We start from the raw sequence: 12,115 nt of genomic DNA, 5'->3' as shown, positions 1-12,115 counted from the left end.
GCGGGCGGTAAAATACCGCGCACTTCAACCTGAGGTTTCCTTCCCATGAGTATCAAGAGCGACCTTTGGATCCGGCGTGCCGCGGCCAACGGCATGATCGAGCCTTTCGAGCCCGGACAGGTGCGCGAGTCCAACGGCGGCCGGATCGTCAGTTATGGCACCAGCAGCTATGGCTACGACGTGCGCTGCGCGAACGAGTTCAAGATATTCACGAACATCAATTCGACCATCGTCGATCCCAAGAACTTCGACGAGAAATCCTTCGTCGATTTCACGGGCGATGTCTGCATCATTCCGCCGAACTCATTCGCACTGGCCCGCACGGTGGAGTACTTCCGCATTCCGCGCAGCATCCTGACCATCTGCCTGGGCAAGAGCACCTACGCGCGCTGCGGCATCATCGTCAACGTCACGCCGCTGGAACCGGAATGGGAAGGGCACGTCACGCTGGAATTCTCCAATACCACCCCGCTGCCGGCGAAGATCTATGCCGGCGAGGGATGCGCCCAGATGCTGTTCCTGGAAAGCGACGAAGTCTGCGAAACCTCGTACCGCGACCGTGGCGGCAAATACCAGGGCCAACAGGGCGTCACCCTGCCCAAGACCTGATCGACGGGCCGCCGGCCAGCCCACGGAAACGGCCGGGCAGCGGCGCCCACGGGACCCGCGGCCGCCGCCCGGCGGAATTCATTTCTTCTTGTACCGGTCCAGGATGGCCTTGCCGTCCGCGCCGGTCTTGGCCTGCCAATCGGCCAGGGCCGTGGATGCCGCCTGGTGCAGTGCCTGCTGGACGGCCGGCGCGACCTTGGCCTCGATGGTGACGCCGTTCTTGCGCATGTTGGCGCGGTTTTCCTCCAGCCTTCCTTCCATGCGTTTCCACTGTTCCGCTTCGGTCGCCGCCGCGGCCTGGTCCACGGCCTTGCGGCCGGCGGCATCCAGCGCCTTGTAGGCTTCGAGGTTCATCGTGGCGATCGACAGCGGCATCGCGTAATTGACCTCGGTGAAATAGGGCAGGTACTGCCACAGCTTGCGTCCGGCCCCGCCGTCGCCGGAGGACAGCACGGCGTTGACCTCGCCCGAGGCCAGCCGCGGCATGGCGTCGGCGAAGGAAATGTTCTGCGCCTTGGCCCCGGCCCGCGTCATCGTGGCCTGCGAAACATCGTCGTAGGTGCGAATGGACAGCGCTTTCAGGTCCGCCACGGTCTTGATCGGCGCCTTGGACCAGATGCCGGAGGGCGGCCACGGCGTGGTGTACAGCAGCTTCTGGCCGTGCGCGGCCAGGAATCGTTCATAGGTCGGCCGCGCCGCATCGCGCAGGGCCCGCGCCTTGCCCAGCGAATCGGCCAGGAAGGGTAGCGAGGACACGCCGAAGATCGGGTATTTGTTGGCCAGGCCGCCGGCAAAGGCGTCCGCGGCGTCGACCTTGCGCGCCTGGACCGCGTCCACCATATCCGCCGACTTGAGGCCCTTGGACGCATCGAAGCTGGTTTCGATGACGATGTTCCCGTGGGATTTTTCCTTGACCTGCTCGGCAAAGGTCGACACGCCCAACCCCGGCATGGAGGTGGCCGGATATTCCGTGGTCATTTGCAGCGTGGTCGCGGCGTGCGCCGACAGGGCGGTCAGCATGGCCGTGGCCAGCAGGCCGGGGAGACGGGCGAAGCGGACGGCGGAGCGCCGTGAAAGGGCGGGCATGGAGCGGTTCCTGGAAGGTTCGATGTCGGGATGCGCGCGCCCCGCGAGGGGGCGGCGCGCGCAGCCGTAGCCTGCCATGGCGCGGCCGGAAACGGACCTCGGCCTTACCCTGGGATGGCGCGCGAACCCGGGGCCTATGCCCGGGGCGCCGCGCGCGGGTACGCGTCATGGGCGGGAGGTCCCGGGCGCGCGCTCGTAGTAGATGTCCCAGTCGTCTTCCGCGATCCGTTCGAAGCCATGCCGTTGATAGAACCGGTTGGAGGGGCTGTCGCGCAGGGCTCCCACCCGCACGGCCATGCCGCGCTCGTCGGCCTGGCCGAACACCCGGTGCAGGACGGCGGCGCCCACCCGGTTGCCCTGGAACCCGGGCAGGATATAGAGGTGGTCCAGCTTCAGCGCGCCGCCGTCCTCGCGCAGGGTGTAGAACCCGATCCGCGCGCCGTCCAGGAGGATGGCCCGGGTGTCGCGCGGCGCGAACGTGGCCCGCAGGCGCTGGCGCGCGCGGTCCGGATCGAAGCGTCCCAGGCGCTCCAGGCTGTCGCGCATCGCGGCGATCCGGATTGCCGCCAGGGCGTCGAAATCCGATTCTTCCACGGGCGCGAAGGCCAGGCCCGCGGTGGCCAGCGCCCGGGTCATCAGGTATTCGTCGTGGTACGCGCCGTCCACATACAGCGCGTCGATTTCGGGGCCGTAGATCTCGAATCCGAGGCGCCGGTATAGGGCCAGGGCCGGGAGGCGGGGGATTCCTGCAAGGCGGCCAGCCGCAGGGAATGGAAGGCGGCCGCGTCCGCGGCGGTCAGGCGGCGGACGACAATGGAGGCGGGATCTATCGACATGGCGTGGAACTTTACCGCGGCCGGGGCCGGGTACGTAACATGCGTACCGGCCCCGTTTCACCCTATGCGGCGCCGCAACGCCCGCGTCGCGCGTCCGCAGTACACTCGCGTCGGCTTTTGGCCCTACCCCGCAGGAGTCCCCGCATGAAATTCCGCTTTCCCATTGTCATCATTGACGAAGATTACCGTTCCGAGAATGCCTCGGGGTTGGGCATACGCGCGCTCGCGGCGGCGATCGAGGCCGAGGGAGTGGAGGTGCTGGGCGTGACCAGCTACGGCGATCTCAGCTCCTTCGCGCAGCAGCAAAGCCGGGCCAGCGCCTTCATCCTGTCGATCGATGACGAGGAATTCGACGTCGCATCGCCCGAGGACGTCGCCAGCGCCATCAAGAACCTGCGGACCTTCATCGGCGAGCTGCGTTTCCGCAACGCGGACATCCCCATTTATCTGTATGGCGAGACGCGCACGTCGCAGCACATCCCCAACGATATCCTGCGCGAACTGCACGGCTTCATCCACATGTTCGAGGACACGCCGGAGTTCGTCGCGCGCCATATCATCCGCGAGGCCCGCGCCTATGTGGACAGCCTGCCGCCGCCGTTCTTCCGCGAACTGGTCAAGTATGCCCAGGACGGTTCGTATTCCTGGCACTGCCCGGGGCACTCCGGCGGCGTGGCGTTTCTGAAGAGCCCGGTGGGCCAGATGTTCCACCAGTTCTTCGGCGAGAACATGCTGCGCGCCGACGTCTGCAACGCCGTGGATGAACTGGGCCAGCTGCTGGATCACACCGGCCCGGTGGCGGAATCGGAACTGAACGCGGCGCGCATTTTCCACGCCGATCACTGCTATTTCGTCACCAACGGGACGTCGACGTCCAACAAGGTCGTATGGCATGCCAACGTCGCGGCCGACGACGTGGTCGTGGTCGACCGCAATTGCCACAAGTCCATCCTGCACGCGATCACGATGACGGGCGCGATCCCCGTCTTCCTGCGGCCCACGCGCAACCACCTGGGCATCATCGGGCCCATTCCCATCGAGGAGTTCGAGCCCGAGAACATCATGAAGAAGATCGAGGCCAACCCCTTCGCGCGCGAAGCCAAGGACAAGAAGCCGCGCATCCTGACGCTGACGCAGAGCACCTACGATGGCGTGATCTACAACGTCGAGATGATCAAGGAAAAGCTGGGCGACTACGTCGATACCCTGCATTTCGACGAAGCCTGGCTGCCGCACGCGGCCTTCCACGAGTTCTACCAGGACATGCACGCCATCGGCCCCGGACGTCCGCGCAGCGATTCCGCGATGGTCTTCGCCACCCACTCCACGCACAAGCTGCTGGCCGGCATTTCGCAGGCGTCGCAGATCATCGTGCAGGAGTCCAAGACCCGCAAGCTGGACCGCAATATCTTCAACGAGGCCTATCTGATGCATACGTCGACCTCGCCGCAGTACGCGATCATCGCGTCCTGCGACGTGGCCGCCGCCATGATGGAGCCTCCCGGCGGCACGGCCCTGGTCGAGGAAAGCATCCGCGAAGCCATGGACTTCCGCCGCGCCATGCGCAAGGTGGAATCCGAATTCGGCCGCAACGACTGGTGGTTCAAGGTCTGGGGCCCGAACCGCCTGGTTGCCGACGGCATCGGCAACCGCGACGAGTGGCTGCTGGAATCGGGCGACCACTGGCATGGCTTCGGCGATATCGCCGACGGTTTCAATATGCTGGACCCGATCAAGGCCACCATCATCACCCCGGGCCTGGATATCTCCGGCAGTTTCGGCGAAACCGGCATTCCCGCGGCGCTGGTGTCCAAGTACCTGACCGAGCACGGCGTGGTGGTCGAGAAGACCGGCCTGTACTCGTTCTTCATCCTGTTCACCATCGGCATTACCAAGGGCCGCTGGAACACGCTGCTGACCGCCTTGCAGCAGTTCAAGGACGACTACGACCGCAACCAGCCGATGTGGCGCATTCTGCCGGAGTTCTGCCGCGATCATCGCGGCTACGAGCGCATCGGCCTGCGCGACCTGTGCCAGCAGATCCATGAAGCCTATCGCGAGAGCGACGTGGCGCGGCTGACCACCGAGATGTACCTCAGCGACATGGTGCCGGCGCTCAAGCCTTCCGACGCCTTCGCCCGCATGGCGCATCGCCAGGTGGAACGCGTGGCCATCGAAGACCTGGAAGGGCGCGTCACCGGCGTGCTGCTGACGCCCTATCCCCCCGGCATCCCGCTGTTGATCCCGGGCGAGCGCTTCAACCGTACCATCGTGCAGTACCTGCAGTTCGCGCGCGCCTTCAACGAACGGTTCCCGGGGTTCGAGACCGACATCCACGGCCTGGCCGAGGATGTTGACGACAACGGCCAGGTCCGCTACTACGTCGATTGCCTGAAGGAAGGGCAGGACGACCGGTAAGTCCCGGATTCCGGATGTTCGACGTCGCCATCCTCGGCGCCGGCGCCGCGGGCATGATGTGCGCCGCGGTGGCCGGCCAGCGCGGCCTGCGGGTCGTGCTGATCGACCACGCCGACCGGCTGGCGGAAAAAATCCGCATATCCGGCGGCGGCCGCTGCAACTTCACCAATACCGGCACCGGCCCGGCCAACTTCCTGTCGGAGAACCCGCACTTCTGCCGCTCCGCGCTGGCCGGCTACGGTCCGGCGGATTTCCTGGACCTGCTGCGACGCCACCGGGTTGCCTGGCACGAGAAGCATCGCGGCCAGTTGTTCTGCGACGAATCCAGCGAATCCATCATCGAAGTGCTGCGCGCCGAATGCGATGCGGGCAATGTGCAGTGGCGCATGCCGTGCACCGTGGCCGAGATCGCACGTTCGGCCGACCAGGGTTTCGAGCTGCGCACGGAAGGGCAGGGCGTGCTGCGCGCGGCCAAGCTGGTCCTGGCCACCGGCGGCATGGCGATCCCGCAGCTCGGCGCGACGGACTACGCGCTGAAAGTGGCGCGGCAGTTCGGGTTGAAGGTCGTCGAACCCCGGCCGGCGCTGGTGCCGCTGACCTTCGATGGCGCGCATTGGGCGCCGTTCGCGGCCCTGTCCGGCGTCGCGCTGGAGGCCGACGTCCGCAGCGGCGCCGGGGAATTCCGCGAGGACGTCCTGTTCACCCACCGCGGATTATCGGGGCCGGGCATCCTGCAGATATCCAGCTATTGGAATCCCGGCCAGCCCGTGACGCTGGACCTGGCGGCGGGCCGCGATCTGGCCACCGAGCTGATCGACGCCAAGTCCGGCGGCCGCCAGCAGCTCGGGACGGCGCTGGCCGCGCTATGGCCGCGGCGGCTGGCCGATCAATGGCTGCGCGACGCCGTCGATGCCCGCGGGCAGCCCCTTGCGGCGTCCCGCCTGGCCGATATCCCGGACAGGACGCTGCGCGCCCTGGCTCAGCAGATCCATGCCTGGACGCTTGTGCCGACCGGCACGGCGGGCTACAAAAAGGCCGAGGTCATGCGCGGCGGCGTCGACACCCGCGGCCTGGACCAGAAAAGCATGCAGGCGCGCGCCGTTCCGGGCCTGCACTTCATCGGCGAGGCCGTGGACGTGACGGGATGGCTGGGCGGCTACAACTTCCAGTGGGCCTGGGCTTCCGGGGTCGCCTGCGGCAAGGCCTTGTAAGCGGCGCGTTTTTTGCTGTGCGCGTTGCCCCATCAGGAAGGACGCGACATGAACACGCACATCCGTTCGCTGGCCGAAGCGGGCGCCGGCAAGGCCCTGTTGATCGTGCTTCCCGTGCTGGGCGGCCTGGGCGCCTGGGCGCTGTGGCTGGTGCTGCATGAAGACCATCCGCAGGTTGCCAACGCCTGGCTGGGCGGGCTGATCGCGGCCGCCGCGACCGCCGCGGGCACCTTGCCGGTCGTGTTTTCCCAGCGCTTGTCCGATCGCGTCCAGGATTCCATGTTCGGTTTCGGCGCCGGCGTGATGCTCGCGGCGAGCGCGTTCTCGCTGGTCACCCCGGGTATCCAGGCCGCCCGGGACCTGGGCGCGGGCCCGTGGGGGGCCGGAATGACCGTGGGCGCCGCCATCCTGCTGGGCGCGGCGGCGCTGCTGTGGCTGGAGCATTCCGTGCCGCACGAGCATTTCATCAAGGGCCGCGAAGGCCACGATGGGCGCCTGTTGAAGCGCACCTGGCTGTTTGTCTTCGCGGTCATGCTGCACAACCTGCCGGAGGGCCTGGCGATCGGTGTCGGCTTTGGCGGCACCGACCCCATGCGGGCCAGCGCCCTGGCCACCGGAATCGCGATCCAGGATGTGCCGGAAGGGCTGGTCATCGCCGTCGCCTTGCTGGCGGCGGGATACAGCCGTACTTTCTCCGTCGTCCTGGGAATGACGTCGGGGCTGATCGAACCGGTCGGGGCGCTGGCGGGCGCGGCGGTGATGACCTGGTCCACGGTATTGCTGCCCTGGGGCCTGGGCTTCGCGGCGGGAGCCATGCTCTTCGTTATCAGCCACGAAATCATCCCGGAATCGCACCGCAAGGGTCATGAAGACTATGCCACGGGCGGCCTGATGCTGGGCTTCGTGCTGATGATGCTGCTGGACACCGCCCTGGCCTGAGTTGTATTCTTCGCCACGCTGTCACGCATCGTGCGGGAGAGAGCGGCCGCCCCCAGGCGCGCCGCCGCCGAAGGCGCAATTCGCCCGGAATCGCTCAGGCAACCCATACCGCAGCATGCCTTGCCCAGGCCGCGCCCTTCGGCGCCCTGGCGAACACAGCGCTCTGGAGAGATCCGGCCATCCGCGCGATGCGCCCGGACGCCGAAGGTGCAAACCCGCCACGCGGGGCAACTCTCAGGCAAAAGGACAGAGGGGCGGAAATACAGCCGGTCATAGGGCGTTCCGCATCCAGGCCGGTATTCCGCAATCCCTTTACCGCCGCTGTCCGGAGTCCTCCATGTCGCATTCCCTGAAAAACACCCCCTTGGCGCAGGCGCATATCGACGCGGGCGCGCGCATGGTCGATTTCGGCGGCTGGAACATGCCCCTGGCCTATGGCTCGCAGCTGGAAGAGCATCACGCGGTGCGCCGCGACGCCGGCATGTTCGACGTGTCGCATATGCTCAATGTCGATGTCACGGGCGCCGATGCCATGCCATTCCTGCGCCGGCTGATCGCCAACGACGTATCCAGGCTGACGGCCACGCCCGGCAAGGCGCTGTACAGCTGCATGCTGAACCCGGAAGGGGGCGTCATCGACGACCTGATCGTCTATTTCTTCGCCGCCGACCGCTGGCGCGTGGTGGTGAACGCGGCGACCGCCGACAAGGACATCGCCTGGATGCAGCGCATCGCCGCCGCCGCCCGGCTGGCCGTCGCCATCGCCCCGCGCCGCGATCTGTCCATGATCGCCGTGCAGGGGCCGAACGCGCGCGCCAGGGTCTGGGCCGCGCGGCCGGCCTGGAAGGCCGACACGGAAGCCCTGACGCCGTTCACGGCCGCCCGCTTCGAACCCGAAACCCTGGTGGCGCGTACCGGCTACACCGGCGAGGACGGCTTCGAAATCGTGCTGCCCGCCACCGAAGTGCTTGCCCTGTGGAACGACCTGGCCGCGCAGGGTGTGCGTCCCTGCGGCCTGGGCGCGCGCGATACGCTGCGCCTGGAGGCCGGCATGAACCTGTACGGGCAGGACATGGACGAAGTGACCCAGCCGGCCCAGGCCGGGCTGACCTGGACCGTATCGCTGAAGGATCCCGCGCGCGCCTTCATCGGCCGCGCCGCCATCGAGCAATTCGCCACGCCGGCCGCCTTCCTGGGGCTGAAGCTGAACGAGCGCGGCGTGATGCGCGCCCACATGGCGGTACGCACGGACCATGGGGATGGCGAAATCACCAGCGGCACCATGTCGCCGACGCTGGGCGTATCCATCGCCTTCGCCCGCATGCCGGTGGGCGTCAATCCCGGCGACACGGTGCAGGTCGATATCCGCGGCAAGTGGGTGCCGGCGACGGTATGCAAATTGCCGTTCGTCCGTCACGGCAAAGCGGTCGAACAACCGTAAACTGGCAATGCTCATCGCGGCGCCTGCCGCGCATGGGCGGGGCGCGCATTTCTTCTCTACCCATCCTCCCATACGGTTTTTGAATTCTTAGGAGCTGCTTCCATGAGCCTGCCTACCGATCGCAAGTACACCGAATCGCATGAATGGGTGAAGGCCGAAGGCGACGTGTTCGTCGTCGGCATCACCGACCAGGCCCAGGAACAACTGGGCGATCTCGTTTTCGTCGGCGACGTCAAGGTCGGCGCCAAGCTGGCCGCGGGCGATACCGCCGGGGTGGTGGAATCCGTCAAGGCGGCCTCCGACATCTATGCGCCGGTCGCCGGCGAAATCGTCGCCCTCAACGATGCGCTGGAAGCCGATCCCGCGCAGATCAACAGCGGGGCCTATACCGCCTGGATCTTCAAGATCAAGCCGGACAACGCCGCCGACCTGGACAAGCTGCTGGACGCCGCCGGCTACGAAGCCCTGTAAGGCCCACTTTTCAAGAGATACCATGTCGCGCCCCCTCGACACGCATACCGATTTCATCCCCCGCCATATAGGTCCTTCGGACGTCGACCAGGCCGCCATGCTGCGCGTGCTGGAGGTCCCCAGCCTGGACGAGCTGATCGCCCAGGTGGTGCCGCCGGCCATACGCACCGAAGCGCCGCTGGCACTGCCGCCGGCGCGCAGCGAGCCGGACGTACTGGCCGAACTGCGCGACATCGCGCGCGGCAATCAGGTCTACCGCAGCTATATCGGCCAGGGCTATTACGGCACGCATACGCCCAACGTCATCCTGCGCAACATCCTGGAAAATCCCGCCTGGTACACGGCCTACACGCCCTACCAGCCCGAGATCTCGCAGGGCCGGCTGGAAGCGCTGCTGAACTACCAGACCATGGTGGCGGACCTGACGGGTCTGGACATCGCCAATGCGTCGCTGCTGGACGAGGGCACGGCCGCGGCCGAAGCCATGACGCTGGCGCGCCGGGGCGCGACTTCGCGCAGCAATGTCTTCTTCGTTTCCCGCCACTGCCATCCGCAGACCATCGAGGTGGTGCGCACGCGCGCCGAGGGCCTGGATATCGAGATTGTCGTCGGCGACGAGTCGGCCGGACTGCCGGATTGCTTCGGCGTGCTGCTGCAGTATCCGCACAGCCTGGGCGCGGTGGCCGACTATCGCGCGCTGGCCGCGGACGCGCATGCGCGCGGTGCGGTGGTGGCGTGCGCGACCGACCTGCTGGCGCTGGCCCTGCTGGCGCCGCCGGGCGCCTGGGGAGCCGACATCGCCGTGGGTTCGGCGCAGCGTTTCGGCGTTCCCTTCGGCTTCGGCGGCCCGCATGCCGGCTTCATGGCCTGCAAGGACGCGTACAAGCGCAACATGCCCGGCCGCCTGGTGGGCGTGTCCAAGGACGCGCAGGGCGGCAATGCGCTGCGCCTGGCGCTGCAGACGCGGGAACAGCACATCCGCCGCGAGAAGGCGACTTCCAATATCTGCACGGCGCAGGTACTGCTGGCCGTGATGGCCGGCATGTACGCCGTCTGGCACGGTCCGGCCGGTATCCGGCGCATCGCGCAGCGCGTGCAGCGCGCCACGGCCATCCTGAGCGTGGCGCTGAAAGACCTGGGCGCCACGGTAGTGAACGACAGCTTCTTCGATACGCTGCTGGTCCGCACCGGCGCCGCCACGGCGGCGGTGCAGGCGGCGGCGGACGCCGTACGCATCAACCTGCGCCCGGTGGACGGCGAGCACCTGGCCGTATCGCTGGACGAGACCGTGACGGACGCCGATCTGGCGCAACTGGCCGAGGTCTTCGCGCGAGGGCTGGGCAAGGGTCCGGGCGCGCTGGATATCGACGCGCTGGACAAACGCGCCGCGGGCGGCATCCCGGCTTCCGTGGCGCGCCAGGGCGATATCCTGACGCATCCGGTGTTCTCCAGCGTGCAGTCGGAGACCGACATGCTGCGCTATCTGCGCAAGCTGGCCGACAAGGACCTGGCACTGGATCGCAGCATGATCCCGCTGGGTTCGTGCACCATGAAACTGAACGCGACGGCCGAGATGATCCCGATCACCTGGCCGGAATTCGCCCATATCCATCCTTTCGCGCCGGCGCCGCAGACGGCCGGCTATCGGACCTTGATCGACAAGCTGTCGGCCGCGCTGTGCGAGATCACCGGCTATGACGCGGTCAGCCTGCAGCCGAATTCCGGCGCGCAGGGCGAGTACGCCGGCCTGCTGGCGATTCGTGCCTATCACGAGGCCAATGGCCAGCACCAGCGCAATGTCTGCCTGATCCCGTCGTCCGCGCATGGCACGAACCCGGCGTCGGCGCAGTTGGCCGGGATGCAGGTGGTGGTGGTCGCTTCGGATACCAACGGCAACGTGGATGTGGCGGATCTGCGCGCCAAGGTGGCGCAGGTCGGCGACCGCCTGTCGGCGCTGATGATCACCTATCCGTCCACGCATGGGGTGTTCGAGGAAGCGGTGACGCAGATCTGCGACATCGTGCACGAGGCCGGCGGGCAGGTGTACATGGATGGCGCGAACATGAACGCGATGGTCGGGCTGGCGAAGCCCGGCAAGTTCGGCTCCGATGTGTCCCACTTGAATCTGCACAAGACGTTCTGCATTCCGCACGGCGGCGGCGGCCCGGGCGTGGGTCCGGTTGCGGTGCGCGCGCATCTGGCGCCGTATCTGCCGGGCGTGGTCGATGCCGGCGGCAGGCTGCCCGAAGGCGCGAAGGTGGGGCCGGTGTCGGCGGCGCCGTTCGGGTCGGCGGGGATTCTGCCGATTCCCTATATCTATATCGCGCTGATGGGGGCCGAAGGGCTGCTGCGCGCGACGGAAGTGGCGATCCTGAACGCCAACTACATCGCGCATCGCCTGCGCGACCATTATCCGGTGCTGTACTGCGGGCGTAATGGCAGGGTGGCGCACGAGTGCATTCTGGACGTGCGTCCCTTGAAGGACAGCAGCGGTGTGTCGGCGGAGGATATCGCCAAGCGCCTGATCGATTACGGCTTCCATGCGCCGACCATGAGTTTCCCGGTTGCGGGGACGCTGATGGTGGAACCGACGGAGTCCGAAGGGCTGGCGGAACTCGATCGCTTCGTGGACGCGATGATCGCGATACGCGGGGAGATCGCGCTGATCGAGAAGGGCGAACGGGATCGTGACGATAACGTGCTGAGGAACGCGCCGCATACCGCGGCGGCGCTGATGGCCGACGAGTGGCATCACGACTATACGCGCCGGGAGGCTGCGTATCCGCTGGAGTCCCTGAAGGACGGCAAGTATTGGCCGCCTGTCGCGCGTGTCGATAATGCTTATGGCGATCGGAACCTGGTGTGTTCCTGCTTGCCTGTCGAGGCTTATGCCTGATAGCGGTTGGGGTTTGGAGCGGCGTTCGGCGGGTGTTTGCTAGTGCCGTCCGTCGGGGGTGGCGCCTGTCGGGGCCAGCCCGGAGGAGCCGGTCCGGCGCCTTCGCGCCGGACTCCCGCGTCGTCATCTTCGTACGGCGGCCGAAGTGGCGGTGGGGTTCTTGCGGGTTTTTTGCCCGGCCGTCCTCCCTTCAGATTCCTTCGCGCGG

9 protein-coding genes and 2 riboswitches are annotated in these 12,115 nt (G+C 67.0%); of the genes, 7 read left to right on the top strand and 2 right to left on the bottom strand.

Annotated features, from left to right (window positions below):
* Window positions 1-45 precede the first annotated feature (45 nt).
* Complete coding sequence (dcd, locus tag ACO1P8_RS07800; protein WP_486295326.1) at window positions 46-609, top strand: dCTP deaminase; 564 nt, start codon at window positions 46-48, stop codon at window positions 607-609.
* A 78-nt stretch (window positions 610-687) separates the two neighbouring features.
* On the opposite strand, the gene ACO1P8_RS07795 is transcribed toward dcd, so the two are convergent.
* Together ACO1P8_RS07795 and ACO1P8_RS07790 are read right to left on the bottom strand one after the other, a co-directional pair.
* Complete coding sequence (locus ACO1P8_RS07795) at window positions 688-1,695, bottom strand: TRAP transporter substrate-binding protein (protein ID WP_486295325.1); 1,008 nt, start codon at window positions 1,693-1,695, stop codon at window positions 688-690.
* A 165-nt stretch (window positions 1,696-1,860) separates the two neighbouring features.
* Window positions 1,861-2,361 (bottom strand): GNAT family N-acetyltransferase, encoded by a 501-nt coding sequence (locus ACO1P8_RS07790; RefSeq protein WP_486295324.1) that lies wholly within the window; start codon window positions 2,359-2,361, stop codon window positions 1,861-1,863.
* Window positions 2,362-2,675: 314 nt separating this feature from the next.
* Between ACO1P8_RS07790 and ACO1P8_RS07785 the strand changes: the two genes are divergently transcribed.
* From ACO1P8_RS07785 to gcvP, 6 genes are all read left to right on the top strand, one after another.
* The gene (locus tag ACO1P8_RS07785; RefSeq protein WP_486295323.1) at window positions 2,676-4,949 is read left to right on the top strand and encodes an Orn/Lys/Arg family decarboxylase; all 2,274 of its coding nucleotides are present in this window, start codon (window positions 2,676-2,678) and stop codon (window positions 4,947-4,949) included.
* A 14-nt stretch (window positions 4,950-4,963) separates the two neighbouring features.
* On the top strand, window positions 4,964-6,160 hold the full coding sequence (locus ACO1P8_RS07780) for a BaiN/RdsA family NAD(P)/FAD-dependent oxidoreductase (protein WP_486295322.1): 1,197 nt from the start codon (window positions 4,964-4,966) through the stop codon (window positions 6,158-6,160).
* Between the two features lie 48 nt (window positions 6,161-6,208).
* Window positions 6,209-7,099, top strand: a complete 891-nt coding sequence (locus ACO1P8_RS07775) for a ZIP family metal transporter (RefSeq protein ID WP_486295321.1) — start codon at window positions 6,209-6,211, stop codon at window positions 7,097-7,099.
* A gap of 23 nt (window positions 7,100-7,122) precedes the next feature.
* Window positions 7,123-7,220, top strand: a riboswitch (glycine riboswitch).
* 32 nt (window positions 7,221-7,252) lie between these two features.
* Window positions 7,253-7,359: riboswitch (glycine riboswitch) on the top strand.
* A gap of 77 nt (window positions 7,360-7,436) precedes the next feature.
* Window positions 7,437-8,540 carry a glycine cleavage system aminomethyltransferase GcvT gene (gene gcvT / locus ACO1P8_RS07770; protein ID WP_486295320.1) on the top strand — a complete coding sequence of 368 codons (1,104 nt, stop codon included), beginning with the start codon at window positions 7,437-7,439 and terminating at the stop codon, window positions 8,538-8,540.
* Between the two features lie 102 nt (window positions 8,541-8,642).
* Window positions 8,643-9,011 carry a glycine cleavage system protein GcvH gene (gene gcvH, locus ACO1P8_RS07765; RefSeq protein WP_486295319.1) on the top strand — a complete coding sequence of 123 codons (369 nt, stop codon included), beginning with the start codon at window positions 8,643-8,645 and terminating at the stop codon, window positions 9,009-9,011.
* Window positions 9,012-9,033: 22 nt separating this feature from the next.
* Window positions 9,034-11,907 carry an aminomethyl-transferring glycine dehydrogenase gene (gene gcvP, locus ACO1P8_RS07760; RefSeq protein ID WP_486295318.1) on the top strand — a complete coding sequence of 958 codons (2,874 nt, stop codon included), beginning with the start codon at window positions 9,034-9,036 and terminating at the stop codon, window positions 11,905-11,907.
* Window positions 11,908-12,115: the final 208 nt, after the last annotated feature.

The sequence above is a fragment of the Bordetella sp. genome (assembly GCF_057362025.1).
The sequence above is the reverse complement of the archived record's forward strand: the minus strand, read 5'-3'. Positions and strand labels throughout refer to the sequence as shown.